Genomic DNA, 18,508 nt, shown 5'->3' on the forward strand with positions numbered 1-18,508 from the left:
GAAAATCTGAACCCGCAGCATGACCGAAGGCTGATCCTGTGACCATCCGCGTACTGCTCGCCGACGACCAGGCGTTACTGCGTGCCACCTTCCGCCTCCTGCTCGACGCCGACCCGGACATTGAGGTGATGGCCGAGGCGTCGACCGGCGACGAGGCCGTCACCAAGGCCCTGCGGACCGGCCCCGACGTGGTGGTGATGGACATCCGGATGCCGGGCGGCGACGGGATCGACGCCACCCGTCGTATCGCGGCGGCGCCGAGTCTGGGCGGCACCCGGGTGCTCATCCTGACCACCTTCGAGACCGACGAGCACGTCCTGGCCGCGCTGCGGGCCGGGGCCAGCGGTTTCCTCGGCAAGGGCGTCGACCCCGCCGACCTGCTCCAGGCGATCCGTACCGTCGCCGCCGGTGAATCCCTGCTGTCGCCGGCGGCGACCACCGCGCTGATCGAGCGGTACCTCGCCGTGCCGGACCCGGTCGTCGCGGCCGGCACTGCGCCCGCCGAGCTCACCGCCCGGGAGCGGGAGACCACCGCGCTGGTGGCCGCCGGGCTGTCGAACGAGGACATCGGGCGCCGGCTGTCCATCAGCGCCGCTACCGCCAAGACCCACGTCAACCGGGCCATGATGAAGGTCGGCGCCCGCGACCGCGCCCAGCTCGTGGTGTTCGCCTACGAGACGGGCCTCGTGACGCCCGGACGGCGCTGACGTGCGTGGGCTGCGCGCCGGCGGGCTGTCGCTGCTCGTCGTCCTGATCAGCATGGCCCAGATCGCGTACGGCTAGGGCCCGGGCCTGCACAAGCCGACCGTCCAGCAGGTCGCCCTGGTCGTGATCGGTGCGGGAGCGTTGCTGCTGCGCCGGCGGTATCCGCGGACCGTCGCCGTCGTGACCACGCTGTGCGGCGCCGCCCTGCCGATGCTGGCCCCGCACCAGGTCGTGGTGGACACCGCCACCGTCGTCGCGCTCTACACGGTGGCCGAGGCGACCGACCGGCGAACCGCCGCCACCCTGGGCGCCGTCGCCGCGGTGCTGCTCACGGCCAGCTCGATGCGGTGGTTGCCGGGTCACTTCCTCGACATCCGCAACGCCGTGCCGGTCAACTACGTCGCCGCCGCCGTCGCGGTCGGCGACTCGGTACGCAACCAGCGAGCCCTGTTGCGCCAGGAGCGGCGGCGTGCGGCGGAGGCCGAGCGCACCCGCGAGGGGGAGGCCCGCCGGCGGGTTCGTGAGGAACGCGTCCGCATCGCCCGCGACCTCCACGACGTGGTCACCCACCACATCACCCTCGTCAACGCCCAGGCCGGCGTCGCGCATCATCTGCTGCGCACCGATCCCGGCCGGGCCTACCAGGCACTGGCCGGCATCAAGGAGACCAGCCGGGCCGCGCTCGACGAGCTGCGCGCCACCGTCGGCCTGCTGCGCGCCGACGACGAACCGGAGAGCCTCCAGCCCGCACCGTCCTTCACCGACCTCGACGGGTTGCTCGAGTCGTTCCGCCGGGCCGGCCTCGACGTCCGGCTCACGCGGCGGGGCACGGCACGACCACTGACCGGCACGGCGGACCTCGCCGCCTACCGCATCGTGCAGGAAGCCCTGACCAACGCCAGCAAACACGGCATCGGCCCGCGGGTCGAGCTGGACCTCACCTACACCGAGTACACGCTCGACATCACCCTCACCAACCCGGCTGAGCCGGGCCGGCGCGGTCCCGGCACCGGCCACGGGCTGATCGGCATGCGCGAACGCGCCGAATCCGCGGGCGGCCGGTTCATCGCAGGCCTCCAGGCCGGCGCGTTCGTCGTCCACGCCGGCCTGCCACTCACCGTCACATCCGAACCCCCGCCACGCCGCTGACCCCGCATCGATGTCAATGAGATCGCGGGCAAAGCGCGGCCGGCCGCTCGTTGCCGGAAAACCGATACATTTATGCCTTGCTTTGACCGATGTGACGTGGGCCCGCGGGACACCCGCGGGCCCACGCGCCGATACAGGGCCGGGTACTTGCCGTCGCGGTCGCGGATCAGGACTACGGTGACGCGGTGAGCCGGGCCCGATTGAGCGCACTGGTTCGGGGCGCGCGCGGGCGCCCCGCCGTGCTGGTCGAAGTGATCATCCTCCTGCTCGGAAGTCTGGTCTTCGCGTACTTCCACGCCGCCGCCGGCAAGAGCGCCACCGCAGCCAGCGCCAACGCCCGGGTGCTGCAGTCGGTGGAACGCGCCCTCCACATCGATACCGAGCGGACGGCGAACGCATGGCTCGCCGGGCATCCGGCCCTGATCCAGCCTGCGGTGTACTACTACCGCCTGTACTACGCGGCACTCCTCGGGGTGCTGCTGTGGGTCTTCATCCGCCACGCCGAGGTCTACCTGCGGGTCCGTCGCACGCTGGTCGCGATGGCCCTCCTCGTGCTGCCAGTGTTCTGGGCGGTGCCGATGGCGCCACCGCGGTTCGCCCTGCCGGGGATCGTCGACATCGTCGCTGAACATGACCTCTGGGGCAGCCATGCCTCACGGGACCTCGACAACGGGCAGAACCACTTCTCGGCCATGCCGAGCATGCACGTGGGGTGGTCGTTGTGGTGCGCGTACGCGGTGTGGTCGGCGCTGCGGGCCGCGCACCCCCGGGCGGCCCTGCTGTCGTGGGTGTTCCCGTTCGTCATGACCTCGGTGGTGCTCACCACGGGCAACCACTACGTTCTCGATGTCGTCGGCAGTGGCGTGCTGCTCGCGGTCTCCATCGGGGCGGTATCCGTCCGGAGCCGCCTCGGGTCGTACCTGTCGCGGATCAGCGGCTGATGGTCCAGCGTCCTGGTGAACCTGATCCATCCGCACGGAACCGCCGATTCGCCAGGCACTCTCGCCGTCCGGCTCCGCGTCGCTGGCCGGCTCGCTCTCAGCCCAGCGTGAGCCACCGGATGCCGAGCCGTTCAACCCGCGCGACGTCTGCGGGCTCGAGCGGCTGCCGCCCGGTGGCCCTCCGCAGGAATCCCGGCCGGTCCCAGCCCAGCTCGCGGACCGCGTGCATCCAGCCTGGGCCGAGCAGCAACTCCATCACGACATCTCCGGCCTGCCGGGTCAGCCAGGGCAAACGTCCCAGCGCGTCCGCCACGTCCAGGCCGTGGACCGCGATCTCGACCACCCGGGTGACCAGGAACTGCGACAAGAGCATCGCGTCCCCGTGACGAGTACGCACAACCCGGTCCTCGCGCTCGGCGCGGCACAGCCGGTCCACCAGCTGCCACGTCGCGGTGAAATCCTCGGCGAGTGCGGCACCGCTGCCCTGCCCGGCCGCGTAGTCCTGCGCCAAGCCGATCCGGGCCGCGTTGGTCCGCGGGGCGAAACGGTCGTCCGGCCGGTAGTACTCGACCGCGGACACCTCGGCCCTGCCCGGCTCGGCAGCGGCCAGCATGCCCGGCAGCCAGGCGATCACCACCCGCACATGCCCCAACAACTCCCGGACCGACCAGGGCTCACACCTCGTCGGAAGATCCCACTCGTCCTCGGACAAACCCACTACCGTCCGAGAAAGCTCCCGGGCTTCAAGACGAAAGGCGTCCAGCGCACGGGTCAACGTCACGCCGGTCAAGGTATCAGCGGACACCACCCAGAAGCCGACGGCGAACCGCATCACTGCGAGATGGTGCGACGGCGAGGACCGCCCTGGTTGTCGCCCGAACGGACGCCCTATGGCGGATCGACTTCGGTCAGGCGCCGGGCCAGGTCCTCGTCGATGTCGGCGTTGCGGCCGTCGACGCTGACCTGGCCGGCTCTCACGCCTCGCCGCAGTAGTTCCGGTCCGCCGGCACGGAGATCTCCAGGGACGACTGGAGCGCGCTGATCCGCAGCCAGAAGCCGACTCCGCCGCACTGGTAGCGGGCCAGGTGGCCGCCGGGTGCCGGGTGGACGTTGGTCGCCAGCCACTGGGCCGCGCGATCGCCCGACGGGTCGTTCAGGGGCACGGCGGCGCGGCCACACCGGGCCAGGAAGGCGAGCTCGTCGGCCGTCATCGGCGTCGTGCCGGTCGAGTTGACCTCGCAGGTGATCTTGTACACCAGCTGCTGGGCGTGCTCGACGGCGAACCGGGCGCCGGCGTTGGCGTCGAGGGCGACGTTGACGTGGTGGGTGCCGGCCGCCTCGACCTCGTCGTCCAACATGGACAGACCCTGCCCGGCCAGCCACTGGTCCAGGCCGACCGGCAGCCGGTGGGCCGGGTCGCAGCCGTTGGCGTACAACGCCAGGCAGGCCGAGCGGCTCGGGCGCGGCGGGGTGTCCTCGGCGGCGCGCTGGGCCTCCGCCTCGTTGCCGGCGCGCAGCTGCAGGCCGATGTAGATGGCGGCGACCACCAGCACCACGCCGGCGACGGCGCCGGCCACGGCCAGGATGGGAAAGGACCGCCCGGCAGGTGGCACCGGCTCGTCGTCGTCTTCGACCACCTCGGCTTCGGCCACGATGCAGTTCATATCACGGCGGCCGTATCCAGGCCGGACGCGTCAATATGATGAGCGTCACAGTGATCTGCGTCGCTGAATGCCGCTGGCGGTCGGGTTCATCCCGCCGGAGCGGGGCCCCCGGCGCGGAGAGCCGCGTCCCTATGATGTCTAGGCAGACCTGGGTGACCGGTATGGCAACTGGACGACGCGGCGAGGGGACCTTCGTGAGGGAGACGGCGGGCGGGGCACGGGCCGTGGCGAGGGTCGCGGCGACGCCCCAGCCACCCCCGGGCACACCGGAGATCCGGCCCGCCAAGCGCGCCGGACAGCTCGGGCGGGTGCACATCCTGCAGCTGCTGGTGGTCGAGGCGCTGGTCGTCGGCGTGCTCATGCTGCTCGGCAAGGATGTGGTGGTCGTCGCGGTGGCCGGGGCGGTCGCCGCGCTGCTGGGTGTCGCCACCCTCGCCCGGCGCGACGGTCGCTGGTGGCTGGAGCAGTGGGCGATCGCCCGGGTGTTCCGGCGCCGCCAGGCCGCGACCCCGCCGGCCGGTGGGGCGGACGACGACCTCGCCGGGCTGCGGCTGCTCGCGCCCGGGCTGACCGTCACCGAGCTCGGCCGCTCGCACCCGGAGCTCGACAGCCAGGAGACGGCCGACATCGGCATGCTCACCCGCGACGCGGCCGAATCGGACGGCCCTGGTCGGGCCGGCGTGATCGCGGTCGCCCGCGACGCGGCCGGCTGGTATGCGGTCGCCGAGCTCGACACCGCCCTGGTCACGGCCGACGTTCCCGGCGCCGGGGTGCCGCTGGCGATGCTCGCCCGCACGCTCGCCGCCACCGGCCAGGCCGGCGTGCTGCTGCAGGTCGTCACGCAGGTGACGCCCGCACTGTCGGCCTCGCCCCAGGCCGGGACCCAGGCCAACCGCTCGTACCAGGAGCTGATCGCCCAGGTCGGGGCCGGGCCGAAGCCGGTGAACCGGGCGTCGTGGCTGGTCGTACGGCTGGAGGCGCAACTGCTCGCGGTCGCGGGCGCGGCCCGCGACGTGACCGACGAGGCGCCCGTCGTGGTCGCCGCCCTCCTGCGCCGAGCCGTGCGCACACTGGAGCGGGCCGGGTTCGCGGCCACGCCGCTCGACCGGCCGGGGCTGGTCGCCGCGCTGCACCAGGGCTGCGGCCTGGAGGGCGGCCCGGACGCACCGCGGGAGGAGTGGGACGGCTGGTCCGGCGGACAGCTGACGCACGTCACCTACTGGATCAGCGAGTGGCCGGAGCCCGCACGGGTGCCGGCGCTGGTGCGCGGGTTCTCGACGATTCCGGCCACGCAGACCACCCTCGCCACGATCGTCGCGGTGCCGGCCGCCGACCCGACCGAGGACGTCCCGGAACCGCCGCTGGACGAGGTCGGGCTGCGGTGCCTGGCCCGGGTAACGGCGCCGGCCCCGCGGATCGGGGAGGTCCACGCCCTGGTCATGCGCTGGGCCGAGGACGGCGGCGCGCAACTGCGCCGCCTCGATGGCGAGCACGCCCCGGCGGTCTACGCGACGGCCCCGACCGGAGGGGGACGCTGGTGAGCCAGCCACCGTACGAGCAGCCCACGCCGAACGAGGGCGCACCACCGGCCCAGGCGGCCCAGCCGACCCAGCCGGCCCAGGGATGGCAGCATCCGCCGTCGGCGCCGCACGTGCTGTCCCGCGGAGCCCCGGCGGCCCAGCCCGGCGTGCAGGGCTACTACGGCCCGCCCGCGACGGCCGCCTACCCGCAGGCCGCGCCGGCGAACCCGGCCTGGTATCCGCACGCCGCGCTGACGAACCCGGCCGCCTATCCGCAGGCCGCGCCGGCGAGCCCGGCGGCCGGCCCCGCGGCGGCGGCCCCCGCACCCGGGCCGCAGGCCGCGCCGGTCTCGGCGCAGCCGGGCGTCCAGGCCGCGCCGGTGAGCACGGCGTACGGGCCGGCCGCGACGGCCACGGTCCAGGGCGCCGGGCGCGCCGAGACCCACGCGGGCGCCGTCGCCCAGGGCGCCGCCGCCGGCCAGGCCTGGTCGGCCGGGGTCACCCTGGCCCGCCCCACCGGCGGTGTCGCGACGACGCCGAGCGCCCCGCCGCCCCCGGGCACGGTGTACCGGCGCGGCGACGTGGCCGGGCAGCCGCGCGTTCAGCGGCTGGCTGGGCTGCACATCGGCGCCCACGTGGTCAACGCCGCTGCCCTCGAACAGCTCTCCGCCGGCTCGCCCGGCGCCGGCCTCCTGGTGGGCGCCGACCGCAACCGGCAGCCGGTGTCGATCCGGCTGTTCCACCGCAAGCCGACCAGCGTCGTGCTGGTCGGCGGGGTCTGGGCGGCCCGGGTGCTGGCGTTCCGGGCCCTCGCCCTGGGCGCGCAGGTGTACGCCGTCACCGGCCAGCCCTCCGCCTGGGACGGGCTCGGCGCGCACGGGGTCGGCCAGAACAGCCGCGTGCAGCACGCCACGGTGGAGCTCGACCGGCTGCCGCCGGCGACCGCGCACCGGCCGGTGCTCGTGGTCCGGGACACCCCGCCGGGCGGTACCACCGCGACGCTGTCCGCCTGGCAGGCCCGGATCACCGTGGTACACCGCCTCGACTACCAGGCGGTGGAGGCGCTCAAGTCCGCCGACCTGGTGATGTTTCAGCGACTCGAGCCGGGCGAGGCCCAGTGGGCCGCGCACGTCCTGCGGATGAGCCCGATGAACACCCGGCTGGTCCAGCAGCTGGAGCCGGAGATGCTCACGCTGGTCGGCGACGGCGAGTACCGCTACGTGTGGCTGCACCAGACCGCTGGCGAACGCTACCTCCTCGGCGCTCCCCAGCGCTGAGCTCGGACCCGCCCGCCGCGGCGCTGAGGGCTCGCCGCGGCGGGGCGAGGTGTACGGTCAGCTGGCCGGCGGGGTCCAGGCGAGCTGGATCAGGCGGGCTCCCTCGCGCCGGGTCACCAGCTGGGCCCGGCCCGGCGGCAGCGGGCGCGGCTTGACCTGCCCGAAGATGGCGCCCTCCTCGCGTGGGCCGGACAGCAGGATGCCCGGCGAGGCAAGCTCCCGGATCCGCGCGACCACCGGGTCGAAGACCGCCCGGGCGGCGCCGCCGACCCGGCGGGCCACCACGAGATGCAGCCCGATGTCGCGCCCCTGGGCCAGGAAGTCCAGCAGCGGCGTCAGCGGGTTCATCGCGCCGGCCGCCACCAGGTCGTAGTCGTCGACCAGGACGTACAGCTGCGGGCCCTTCCACCAGCTGCGGGCGCGCAGCTGCTCGGGCGTGACGTCGGGCCCGGGCAGCCGCTCCTTCATCACGGCCACGACCTGGTCGATGAGGCCGGTGGTCACCTGCGCCGAGGTGCCGTAGCCGATGAGGTGCTGCGGGCTGGCCACGCCGAGCAGGCTGCGCCGGTAGTCGATGAGCATCATCCGGGCCTGGCTCGGCTCGTAGGCGGTGGCGATGCTGCGCGCCAGGCCCCGCAGGAACGAGCTCTTGCCGGACTCCACGTCGCCGAAGAGCATCGCGTGCGGCTCGGCGTCGAAGTCGAGCACGACCGGCGACAGGTCGGCCTCGGCCACGCCGATGGCGAACGCGCCCCGCCCGGAGCCCGGCTGCTGCGGCAGGGACTCGTAGGGCAGCTGGTCCGGCAGCAGCCGCACGCCCGGCGCCGGCGTGCCCGGCCAGCAGTCGCGCACGGCGGTCACGAGGGTGGCCACCCCGGTGGAGAGATCCTCGTTGCTCGGCCGGCCGTCGATGCGCGGCAGCGTCCCGAGGAAGTGCAGCCCGTCGGGCGTGAGGCCGTGGCCGGGCAGCTCGGGAACGTTCACCGCGGCCCGGCGGTTGATCACCGAGTCGGACGTCTCGCCGAGACGCAGCTCGATCTTGGTGCCGAACAGGTCGCGGACGGCCGAGCGGACCTCCATCCAGCGTGTCGCGGCGGTCACCACGTGGATGCCGAAGCCCAGGCCGCGCCCGGCCAGCTCGAGCAGTTGCGGCTCGAGGTCCTCGAAGTCGGTGCGTACGGTGCTCCAGCCGTCGACGACCAGGAACACGTCGCCGAGGACCTCGTCGGAGAGCCGGTCCTCGCGCAGCATCCGCCGGAACGACGCGACGCTGTCCACGCCCCACTCGGCGAACTGCACCTCGCGCCGTTGCAGCAGCAGGTAGAGCTCGGCCACGGTACGCCGGACCTTGTCCACGTCCCGCCGGTTGGCCACCCCGCCGACGTGGGGCAGGTCGCGCAGGCCGGCGAAGGTGCCGCCGCCGAAATCGAGGCAGTAGAACTGGACCTCGCGCGGGGTGTGGGTGAGCGCCATCGAGGCGACCAGGGAGCGCAGCAGGGTGCTCTTGCCGCTTTGCGGCCCGCCGACCACCACCACGTTGCCGACGCTGCCGGACAGGTCCAGCCACATCGGGTCGCGGCGCTGGTCGAACGGCCGGTCGACGATCCCGACGACGGCCTGCAGGTTGCCGTGCAGCGCCGGGTCGCCGGCGGTCAGCCCGCGCGTGTCCGAGGCGGTCAGCCCGGGGATGAGCTCGTCCAGCGTGGACGACTCGACCAGCGGCGGCAGCCAGACCTGGTGCGCCGGCACCCCCTGGCCCTCCATCTTGTCGACCAGGATGTCCAGCAGGCTGTCCCCGCGCGCCACCTCCTCGCTCTGCCCGGGCGGTGGCTGCTCGGGCTCGGCCTGCTGCTGCGCCTCGCCGGGGGCCGCCGCATACCAGGTGGAGAAGGCGCGCACCGGGTCGACGCTCGGGCTGTCGGCCAGCCGGGCCGGCCCGCCCTTGCGGTAGCGGCCGGACACGTACGCCGCCTTGAACCGGATCAGCCCCTCCACGCCCGCCTTGATGTACCCGTGGCCGGGTAGGCGGGGCAGCTCGTAGGCGTCGGTCACGCCCAGCACGGCCCGGCTCTCCATGGACGAGAACGTGCGCAGGCCGATCCGGTAGGACAGGTGCGTCTCCAGCCCGCGCAGCCGCCCCTCCTCGAGCCGCTGCGAGGCCAGGAGCAGGTGGATGCCCAGGGACCGGCCGACCCGCCCGATCTGCACGAACATCTCGATGAAGTCGGGGCGCAGGGTCAGCAGCTCGCTGAACTCGTCCACGATGATCAGGAGGCTCGGCAGCGGCGCCAGCGGTACCCCGGACAGCCGCGCCCGCTCGTAGTCCCGCTGCGAGGCGAAGTTGCCGGCCCGGCGCAGCAGCTCCTGGCGCCGGGTGAGCTCGCCGGAGATGGCGCCGAGCATCCGGTCGACCAGCGAGAGCTCCTCCTCCAGGTTGGTGATCATCGCGCTGGTGTGCGGCAGCCGGTCGAGGGTGGCGAAGGTCGCGCCGCCCTTGAAGTCGACGAGCACGAAGTTGAGGATCTCGGGGCTGTGCGTGACCGCCAGCGCCAGCACGAGGGTGCGCAGCAGCTCCGACTTGCCCGAGCCGGTGGCGCCGACGAGCAGGCCGTGCGGGCCCATGCCGTCCAGCGCCGACTCCTTGAGGTCCAGCTCGATCGGCCGGCCCTGCTCGTTGACGCCGATGGGCACGCGCAGCCGGTCGCGGGTCGGCCGGCCGACCCACGTGCTGCTGATGTCGAGCTCGAAGGGGTCGCCGAGCTCGAGCAGCTCGGCGAGGCCCAGGTCGGTGACGACCCCGGTCTGCTCGGCGGCCGAGGCGGCGGACAGGCGCAACGGCGACAGCTCACGGGCCAGCGACTCGACCCGCGGGCGGCTCAGCTCGTCGGCGATCCCGACCTGGGTGCTGCCGTCGAGGGTGGTCCCGGTGACCGTGCCGTCATCGGCGACGTCGAGCAGCACGGACGCGTCGTCGAGCAGGCGGGGCGGCGGGTTGGACAGGTCGATCAGGGTCACCCCTTCCATCCCGCCGTCGGTCATCAGGTGGTCGGAGCCGCCCATCGAACCCCCGTCGATGACGACCACCACGTGCTGCCGGCCGCCACCATCGGCCGGGTTGAACCGGCCCCGGTCGCCGAGCACGTCGTCGAGCATCGCCTCCAGCGCGGTGACGCTCGGCGAGAACAGCCGCAGCGGGCCGACCGCGTCGGTCTTGCCGGCGTGCTGGGCGTGCGGGAGCCACTTCGCCCAGTCCCAATCGCCGCGGGCGGAGTCGCCGAGGCAGAAGGCGATCACCAGGTCGTCGGGGGCGTGGAAGGTGGCCAGCTGGGCGAGCATCGCGCGCGCGTTGGCCCGCGTGCGGCGGGCCGGGCCGCGCAGGTAGACGTGGGCGAAGTCACGCAGCGCGATCGCCACCGGCAGGTCGGGCACGACCGAGTAGGTGGCGACGAACTTGCGCAGCGCGGCCGCGCACAGCGGCTCCAGCTCGTCGACGGGCCGGGTCTGCGGCGGCACGAGCGGGGTGGCCAGCTCCTGCGGGCCCCGCCCGACGCGCACCACACCGAAGTCGGCGTCGCGCCGCCGGCGCTCCCACAGCCGGCCGCTGGACACCGTCGACCACAGCGCCTCGGGGTCCGGGTGCCGGTAGCCCAGCGCCTCGCGCTGGCGGCGGATGTTGCTGAGGACCTGGGCGCGCTGCTGGCTGAGCCGGCGCAGGTACTGCCGGCGCCCCTCGGCCATGTCGCGCTTGCTCTGCGAGCCGCCCATGCTCGAGAGCTGGCTGGCGATCATGCCGAGCATCGATACGCCGTACATGCCACCGGCCACATAGGACAGCGGACCGCCGCGCTGGGCGCCCATCATCAGGCCCATCGCGGCGCCACCGGCGGCCATCGGCATCAGGGTGACGATCCGGTTCCATCCCTTGCCGGCGGCGGTGGGCAGCTCGGGTGGCGGATCGAGGACGATCTCACCGGTCGGCAGCGCCGGCGCGAGACGGCGCGGCAGCCGCCGAACAACGACCTGGCCCACGGTCACCGCCTCCCCGGAAATGTGCCGGCGCCTATGCTAGACGAGCACCATGTTAGGTTGGGCCCCTCATCCGCCAGGCAGCCCGCACGGCCGGGCCGCAGGCGACGCGCAGGCGACCATGAAGAGGTGGAGCTGGTGACTGCCCCGGTGGGAGTGGGCCTGACGCGGGTGACCGTGTCGACCCCGCATCGCCGCGTCGATGTCGCGCTCCCGGACCACATCCTCGTCGCGGACCTGCTGCCGCACCTGCTGCGCCACGCCGGCGTCGAGATCGCCGACGAGGGCGAGTCGCACGGCGGCTGGACCCTGCGGCGCACCTCCGGCGGCGAGCTCGACGCCGACAGCGACCTCGCCAGCCAGTCGGTCCGCGACGGCGAGCTGCTGCACCTCGCGCCGCGGAGACTCAACTGGGCGGAGCCGGCCTACGACGACGTGGTCGACGTGATCGCCACCTCGGCCCGGCGCGCGGGGCGCAGCTGGAGCGGGGTGGCCACCCGCCGCTACGGGCTCGCCGTGGTCGGGATCTTCCTCGTCCTCGGCGCCGCGCTGCTCGTCTGGGCGGGTTCGCCGTGGCTGGTGCCCGGGGTCGTCGGCCTCGGCGCCGCGCTGCTGCTCGTCCTCTCCGGGATCCTGCTCGCCCGGCTCGGCGGCGACGCCGAGGCCGGTGCGGTTCTCGGCGGATACGCCCTGCTCTACGCCGCGCTGGGCGCAGCGCTCGTCTCCGCGCCGGAGGATCAGCCGGCCGGCCGGCTCGACAGCGCCCAGGTGGTGGCCGGCAGCGCGGCGCTGATCCTGACCAGCGTGCTGGCGATGGCCGGGGTGGTCGCCCTGGCCCGGATCTTCGCCGCCGGCTTGGGCACCGGGATCGCCGGCCTGCTCGGCGGCCTGCTGTGCCTGAGCGGCACGAGCCCGGCCAGCGCCGCCGCGGTGGTGCTCACCCTCGCGATCGGCCTGCTGCCGGCGTATCCGCTGCTCGCCACCACGCTGGGCAAGATCCCGACCCCAGTGCTGCCGCAACGGCCCGAGGAGATCCTCGAGGACGCCCCGCTGCCCGACCGGGCCAGCGTCTTCGCGGCCGTGGCCCGGGCCTCCGAGATCCTTGCCGGCTGCCTGCTCGCGGCCGCGACGACGAGCGTGATCGCCGCCCTCATGCTGCTCACCGACGGTGGCCTCGGCGGGATCGTGCTGGCCCTGGTGGGGGCCGGCGTGCTGGTCCTGCGCGGGCGGCTCTTCCCGACCGCGGCCCAGCGCCTGCCGCTGCTGATCGGCGGCGTGGCCATCATCGCCGTCGCCGGCTACGGCTGGATGCGGCACACCCCGCCGGGCTCCGGCCGTGTGCTGCTGCTGGCGGTGGTGCTCGCCCTGGCCGCGACGGTGCTCGGCGGCACCCTGCGATACAGCACGCGCAGCCCGTCGCCCTATCTCGGCCGGACCGCCGACGTGCTGGACACGCTCACGATCATGGCAATGATCCCGCTCGCCTGCTGGGTGCTCGGCGTGTACCAGACGGTGCAGGGCCTCTTCTCGTCGGTGGGTTGAGATGGCTTCCCGCCGTGATCAGCTGCAGTCCTACCAGTTCCGTAGCCAGCGGGTGGTCTCCGCGTTCGTGATGCGGGAGACCGACCCGGCGCAGTCGCCGCTGCGCCGGGGCGGCGGCGCGCTGCTCGTCGGCGGGATGGTCGCCGTGCTGGTGGCCGCGGCGTTCGGGGTCTACGGCATCCTCACCAAGATCGGCGGCAGCAGCTGGAAGGTCGACGGCACGGTCGTGGTGGAGAAGGAGAGCGGGGCCACCTTCGTGTACGGCTCCGGCATCCTCTATCCGACGCTGAACTACGCCTCCGCCCTGCTCGCCGCCGGGCACGGGCCGCCGATCGTCAAGCAGGCGGCGGCCAACTCGCTGGCCGGCACCCCGCGCGCCGCGGTCATCGGCATCCCCGGCGCACCGAACTCCGTGCCGGACGCGAAGCACCTGACCAAGCTGCCGTGGACCGTCTGCTCCGCGCGCCCGGGCAACAACGGCGACCAGGCCACGGCCGTGCAGCTGAGCATCGCCGGGCCGGGTAGCGGTGCCCGGGCGTTGCCGGCCGACGACGGCATACTCGTCAGCGACAAGGCGGGCGCGCTGGCATTGATCTGGCACGGGTACCGCTACAAGCTCGACAAGGCGGTCCAGGCGTCCCTGTTCGCGGCGGCGCCGGTGACGCCGGTCGGCAACGCGCTGCTGGAGAGCCTGCCGGTCGGCGCGGACATCCGGGACATCACCGTGCCCAAGGCCGGCGCACAGAGCACGGCGGTGCCGGACCGGCACAACGGCGACGTCCTGGTGGCGCAGACCGGCTCCGGGCCGCTCTACTACCTCGTGTTCGACGACGGCCTGGCCCCGCTCACCGAGCTGCAGAAGGACATCGCCACGAAGGCCGGGGGCAACCCGAAGCAGATCGACCTGCAGACGGCCGAGCGAACCAAGAAGTCCGGCGCGCTGCCGGCCGTCACCGGGCCGCAGGCGCCCCCGCTGCAGCCGCCGCACCTGACCGCCCCCGGCGCGGGCGACACGGTGTGCGCCGAGTTCACCGCGGACGCGACGGCCCCGGCGCTGAGCATCGGCGCCGCCGTGACCGCCGTCGGCGTGCCGACCCGCGGGCGGACGAGCGCCGGTGGCGCGCTGGCCGACCTGATCGCCGTGCCGGCCGGGCGCGCGGCGCTGGTGGTCTCCGAGCCCAGCCCCGGCTACGCGATCGGCGGCTGGTTCCTGATCACCGACACCGGTTTCCGCTATCCCGTGGTGTCCAAAGAGGACGTGCAGTTCCTCGGCTACAACCCCGACGACGCGGACCGGGTGCCGGCGGCGCTGCTCGGCCGCATTCCGGCCGGGCCGTCGCTGAGCCACGCATCGGCGATCGGCGCGGCACCCATCTCGGCGAAGTGACCAGCGCCGCCAATTTGCGGTGACGCGGAAACTTGCGCTGCTTGATAGCCTCGAACCTGGGCCGGGACAACGATGGTCGGCCATGTGTTGCCGGATCCATCGTCCGGGGCACGCGGTGCGACGGCCGGTCGCACACCGAGAGACGGGGTGAGAGCAGTGGCAGGACCTACTCGGGTAACGCCTGAGATGCTGAACAACGCGGCGAAGGTCGCGACGACGGCCGGTGAGGGCATCGCCCTCAACCTGACCCGGCTGCTGAACGAGATCGAGACCCAGGCGGCGGTCTTCCAGGGTGGCGCTGGCAACAGCTTCCAGAACGTTTCGAACCAGCTCGGCCTGGAGCTGCGCAACATCCTCGAGGCGCTCAACACCATGGCGGGCAACGTCAACCAGTCCAACACGGTGTTCGGCAGCACGGACGCGGACGCCTCGGCGGAGATCGCCAAGGTCGCCAACGAGTACAACCCGGGCCTGGGCCCTGTCGCGAACGCACTGCGCGGCTGAGCGGGACGACGGAGAGGAATTGCGATGTCCAACGATCTGGTTTATGACTTCAACGGCATCACGTCGCTGTCCGGCTCGATCACGGCGTTCGTCAGCCAGATGAACGAGCACCTCGCCGAGGTGGACCGGACGTTCAACAACCTGCTGGCCAACGGCTGGAGCGGGGCCGGCGCCGACGCCTTCCAGGGCTGCAGCCAGAAGTGGCACGCCAACGCCGACCAGATGGCCCAGACGCTGCAGACGCTGTCGCAGAAGGTCGGCGACGCCGCCGTCAACATGCAGCAGGCCGACGCGGCCGCCGCCGCCCGGTTCTGAGCCGCACGGTCGAGGACGTTCTGACGTTCGCCGGCTGCCGCGCAGCACCTCACCGGGGCGCGGCAGCCGGCCGGCGTCAGCCCTCCTCGGGGCGGGCGCCGGGGACCAGGGCGGGCGGTTCGTGGGCCAGCTCGGCCGGGCGCAGGCTGCGCGGCAGCGAGCGGCCGGCGTCCTCCGCCTCCGCCAGCCGGGCTCGTCCCTCGGCGACCAGCTGCCAGGCGAGCCGGCGCAGCCAGTAGGGCACGGCCCGCAGCTGCGACCAGAACTGCCCGAAGTCGTCGGCCAGCCGGTGCAGCAGGTGAGCGCTGCGGTACTCGGCATCGAACGTGTCCGCGTCGCGCGGGTCGTCGTCGTCGAGGTACCACACCGACCCGGCGTCGTCGCCGCGCACCCGCAGCGCGATCAGGCCGCCCTGGACGTAGCCCGCGACGAGGAACTCGTCGGTGAGCCGGTCGCGGAACCAGCCGCCCGCATACAGCGGATCCTCCATCCAGTCCTGCCGGGCGAAGCCGAAGAAGTACTGGTCGGCGACGAAGCCGAAGCCCGGGTGCACCGCCGGAACGGCCGGCCGGGCGCCGTTGGTGTCGAGCAGGAACTGCCGGTACTGCGCCGGCAGCGGGTGACCCAGCGACTCCTCGACCTGGCGCAGTGCGGCCTCGGGCAGCCGCACCCCGCTGGCCTGCCCGACACCCGGCGCGCCCGCGACGTCGACGCCCCGGCGGGACCGATCGGCGCCCATAGTGGCCACCCCGCCGAGGTGCGCGAAGGAGGCGTGCAGGTCGATCGGGACCAGCGCGATGCGCCGGCTCCGCCCGAGGTGTGCCCAGGTCCACCCGTGCGGGGTGGCCCGGTCCGGTGCCGCGAGCGGCGATCCGGCGGCCGCGAGCGCCTCGTTGGCCGCCAGGACGTCGAGCACGCGAAGCTCGTCGACGCAGCGCCCGGCCGGCGGGTCGGGCAGGTCTACCAGGGCCCGGGCGTAGGGCGTCCACACTGGATAACCGTGGCCGCCGACCACCACCCCGTCCCGGTAGCGCACCCGCAGCACCGGCGCCGGCGGACGGAAGACGGTGAGCGCATACCTGGCGCCTGGAATGGGCGGCTGCGGTACGGGCGGCTGCGTCACCGGTGGTCCTCGAAGAGCATGACCGGTGGTGAGGGCTCGGCCGGCTCGGTGACCTCGACGGGGCGGCGGGCCAGGGCCGGCCGCCAGGAGCGGCGCCGGGCGCGCGGCGCGGCGACCGCGACGATCGCCAGGAGTACCGCCATGACGAGCGCGCCGCCCGCGATCAGCAGCGCGCGGTCCCGCGCCGCGGCCCGGGCCGTGTCCGCCTGGTCCGGCGTGGGTGGCTGGTATCCCGGGACGGCGGCCGGCGAGGCCCCGGTGAGCGTCTCGGTCAGCGCGCGGTACGGATTGACCATGCCGGCCAGCGCCTTGTCACCGGCGAACGCCTGCGTCGGCGTGGCGGTGGCGGTGAGCTGCCGGGCGGTCGCGGCCGGCGACAACTCGCCGCGGCGGGCCTGGACCAGCGCCACCGATCCGGCGACGAAGCCGGCCGCGACGCCGGTGCCGTCCACCGAGACCAGGCCGCTGCCGGTCTGCAGGGTCACCACCGCGGCGCCGGGCGCGCCCAGGCTCACGTAGTCGCCGGCCCCGGAGCGCGGCGTCACGTCGCCCGTCGGCCCCATCGCGGCCACCGCGATAACCCCCGGATAGGACGCCGGAAACGGTGTCGGGTTGCTCCCCTGACCCGCGGCGTCGCCGGCCGCGGCCACCACGGATATCCCGGCCGCCAGCGCGGCCTTCACCGCGCCGTCGAGGTCGTCGCTGGCGGTGTAGACCGGCAGCGGCAGGCAGATCACGTCGACCTTGGCGGTCACAGCGGCCCGGATCCCCGTGGCGAGCAGGGCCGCGGTGACGTCGGTCCGGCCGTCGGTGACCCGGATGGGCACGATCTTCGCGCCCGGAGCGACCCCGGCGAACCCGCGGTCCGTCGTGGCCGCACCGGCGATGACGCCGGCCACCTGGGTGCCGAAGCCGGCGCAGTCGGTGTTCGCCGGGCCGGTCGTTCCCGGGACGAGGGTGACGCCGTCCTCCACCCGGCCGCGCAGCTGCGGCTGTTGCGCGTCGACGCCGGTGCTGAGCACCGCGATCCGCTGGCCCCGGCCGGTGCTGAGCGCGGCGACGCTGTCGAGCGCGAGCGCGGGCCGCGCCCAGCTGGCCTGGGCGGGCTTGGCGGCGCCGGGCTTGGCGCATTCAGGGGCCGCCGACGCCGGGGCCGTCGGGGCGGCCGCCACGGCCAACCCGCCGGCCAGCACCGCGGCCGCGCCGAGGCGCACGTACCGCTGCAGGATCACGCCACTGCCCTTTCCCTCGCCGTCGCTGCGACGATAGCGGTCATCGGACCGGCTTGTCCTGGCGGAGCAGCATCAGCCGCACCGCCTCGTCGCCGAAGTACTCCTCGTCCGGGCTCCTCGGCGGCTGCCACGGGCCGCGGTGGCTCGGCGGCAGCGACTCGCCCAGCTCCTCGGGCCACAGCGCGGCCGCCTGCCCGGCGGCGACGAGGTCGTCGGCGATCCGCAGCAGCTCCTGCGCCGGGCGGGCGAGCCGGTTCCAGAACTGGTCGATGGAGTCGGCGCAGCGGTACAACAGCCGCTCGACGACCCCGGTCGCGTCGTCGCGGGCGTCGGCGCGCGGGTCGTCGTCGTCGAAGTACCAGACGGAGTCGGTGTCGGCGCCGCGAACCTTGACCGCGAGGGTGCCGCCCTGCACCCAGCCGATGCCGAGAAAGTCGGTGGTGAACCGGTCGCCGGCGTACTGGTTGGCCTCGATGATGTCCTGCGCCGGGTCGGACCGGCCCAGCCCGAAGAGGCGTTGGTCGGCCACGAACCCGAAGCCGGGCAGTACGCCCGGGATGCGCGGCGCGGCGCCGTTGGTCTGGGCGAAGAAATCGCGGTACCGCGGCGGCAGCGCGAAGCCCAGGTGCCGCTCGAGCTCGTCCATCACGTCCGCCGGCACCTGCTGGACCTCCGCCGCCACCCCGGCCCACACCGGCTCGAGGTCGACCCGCAGCCCGCGCTCCGCCCGGTCGGCGGCCAGGACGCTGATCCCGCCGGCGTGCCGGAACGACGCGTGCAGCTCGATCGGCACCAGCGCCAGCTGCCGCCGGCTTCCCAGGTGCGCCCACGTCCACCCCTGTGGCGTCCGCGGCACCTCCTCGTCGGCGCTGCACAGGGGGTCCTTGCCCGAGCGGCGCAGCAGGGCGTTGGCGGCCAGCACGTCCACCACCCGGATCTCATCGAGCGTGAGCCCGGGCATCCGTTCGGGGAGCCGCACCAGCGCGCGGGCGTGGAACTCCCAGTCCGGGAACCCGGCGGGATTCACCAGCACGCCCCGATCGTGGCGCTCACGGACCACTGGTGAGCCGAAGTTGACCAGCCGCAGCGCGTACTGCGCGCCCGGCCACATCCGCTCCATCTG

At 73.9% G+C, this 18,508-nt stretch carries 15 protein-coding genes; 9 read left to right on the forward strand and 6 right to left on the reverse strand.

Annotated features, from left to right (window positions below; translation table 11 throughout):
* The first annotated feature begins 38 nt into the window (after window positions 1-38).
* The 3 genes from ACGFI8_RS32660 (at window position 39) to ACGFI8_RS32670 (ending at window position 2,795) form a co-directional block, all read left to right on the forward strand.
* Window positions 39-707, forward strand: coding sequence for a response regulator (locus ACGFI8_RS32660; RefSeq protein WP_392810665.1), 669 nt, complete (start codon window positions 39-41; stop codon window positions 705-707).
* A 121-nt stretch (window positions 708-828) separates the two neighbouring features.
* The gene (locus ACGFI8_RS32665) at window positions 829-1,854 is read left to right on the forward strand and encodes a sensor histidine kinase (protein ID WP_392810666.1); all 1,026 of its coding nucleotides are present in this window, start codon (window positions 829-831) and stop codon (window positions 1,852-1,854) included.
* Window positions 1,855-2,039: 185 nt separating this feature from the next.
* A complete protein-coding gene (locus ACGFI8_RS32670; protein WP_392810667.1) occupies window positions 2,040-2,795 on the forward strand; it encodes a phosphatase PAP2 family protein in 756 nt (251 codons plus the stop codon).
* A gap of 97 nt (window positions 2,796-2,892) precedes the next feature.
* Here ACGFI8_RS32670 and ACGFI8_RS32675 read toward each other — a convergent pair whose 3' ends face one another.
* Complete coding sequence (locus ACGFI8_RS32675) at window positions 2,893-3,627, reverse strand: maleylpyruvate isomerase N-terminal domain-containing protein (protein ID WP_392810776.1); 735 nt, start codon at window positions 3,625-3,627, stop codon at window positions 2,893-2,895.
* 142 nt (window positions 3,628-3,769) lie between these two features.
* The gene (locus tag ACGFI8_RS32680; protein ID WP_392810668.1) at window positions 3,770-4,447 is read right to left on the reverse strand and encodes a hypothetical protein; all 678 of its coding nucleotides are present in this window, start codon (window positions 4,445-4,447) and stop codon (window positions 3,770-3,772) included.
* 206 nt (window positions 4,448-4,653) lie between these two features.
* Between ACGFI8_RS32680 and ACGFI8_RS32685 the strand changes: the two genes are divergently transcribed.
* On the forward strand, window positions 4,654-6,000 hold the full coding sequence (locus ACGFI8_RS32685; RefSeq protein ID WP_392810669.1) for a type VII secretion protein EccE: 1,347 nt from the start codon (window positions 4,654-4,656) through the stop codon (window positions 5,998-6,000).
* On the forward strand, window positions 5,997-7,256 hold the full coding sequence (locus ACGFI8_RS32690; protein WP_392810670.1) for a hypothetical protein: 1,260 nt from the start codon (window positions 5,997-5,999) through the stop codon (window positions 7,254-7,256). The genes ACGFI8_RS32685 and ACGFI8_RS32690 overlap by 4 nt, the downstream gene beginning before the upstream one ends.
* A gap of 57 nt (window positions 7,257-7,313) precedes the next feature.
* Here ACGFI8_RS32690 and eccCa read toward each other — a convergent pair whose 3' ends face one another.
* Window positions 7,314-11,285, reverse strand: coding sequence for a type VII secretion protein EccCa (eccCa, locus tag ACGFI8_RS32695; protein WP_392810671.1), 3,972 nt, complete (start codon window positions 11,283-11,285; stop codon window positions 7,314-7,316).
* 126 nt (window positions 11,286-11,411) lie between these two features.
* On the opposite strand from eccCa, the gene eccD reads away from it, so the two are divergent.
* From eccD to ACGFI8_RS32715, 4 genes are all read left to right on the forward strand, one after another.
* Window positions 11,412-12,824 (forward strand): type VII secretion integral membrane protein EccD, encoded by a 1,413-nt coding sequence (gene eccD, locus ACGFI8_RS32700; RefSeq protein ID WP_392810672.1) that lies wholly within the window; start codon window positions 11,412-11,414, stop codon window positions 12,822-12,824.
* Window position 12,825: 1 nt separating this feature from the next.
* The gene (eccB, locus tag ACGFI8_RS32705; RefSeq protein WP_392810674.1) at window positions 12,826-14,211 is read left to right on the forward strand and encodes a type VII secretion protein EccB; all 1,386 of its coding nucleotides are present in this window, start codon (window positions 12,826-12,828) and stop codon (window positions 14,209-14,211) included.
* 72 nt (window positions 14,212-14,283) lie between these two features.
* Entirely contained in the window at window positions 14,284-14,715 is a 432-nt protein-coding gene (locus ACGFI8_RS32710; protein ID WP_392810675.1) for a WXG100 family type VII secretion target, read from the forward strand.
* Between the two features lie 24 nt (window positions 14,716-14,739).
* A complete protein-coding gene (locus tag ACGFI8_RS32715) occupies window positions 14,740-15,030 on the forward strand; it encodes a WXG100 family type VII secretion target (protein WP_392810676.1) in 291 nt (96 codons plus the stop codon).
* A 76-nt stretch (window positions 15,031-15,106) separates the two neighbouring features.
* Here the strand turns inward: ACGFI8_RS32715 and ACGFI8_RS32720 are convergent, their stop codons facing one another.
* Genes ACGFI8_RS32720 through ACGFI8_RS32730 form a run of 3 tightly spaced genes read right to left on the reverse strand, consistent with a single transcriptional unit; the run spans window position 15,107 to window position 18,505 of the window.
* The gene (locus ACGFI8_RS32720) at window positions 15,107-16,153 is read right to left on the reverse strand and encodes an SMI1/KNR4 family protein (RefSeq protein ID WP_392810677.1); all 1,047 of its coding nucleotides are present in this window, start codon (window positions 16,151-16,153) and stop codon (window positions 15,107-15,109) included.
* Window positions 16,150-17,385 carry a S8 family serine peptidase gene (locus ACGFI8_RS32725; RefSeq protein ID WP_392810678.1) on the reverse strand — a complete coding sequence of 412 codons (1,236 nt, stop codon included), beginning with the start codon at window positions 17,383-17,385 and terminating at the stop codon, window positions 16,150-16,152. Before ACGFI8_RS32725 ends, ACGFI8_RS32720 begins: the two co-directional genes overlap by 4 nt.
* 40 nt (window positions 17,386-17,425) lie before the next feature.
* On the reverse strand, window positions 17,426-18,505 hold the full coding sequence (locus ACGFI8_RS32730) for an HNH endonuclease (protein ID WP_392810679.1): 1,080 nt from the start codon (window positions 18,503-18,505) through the stop codon (window positions 17,426-17,428).
* Window positions 18,506-18,508: the final 3 nt, after the last annotated feature.

Source organism: Dactylosporangium sp. NPDC048998 (assembly GCF_043197855.1).
Lineage (GTDB): Bacteria > Actinomycetota > Actinomycetes > Mycobacteriales > Micromonosporaceae > Dactylosporangium.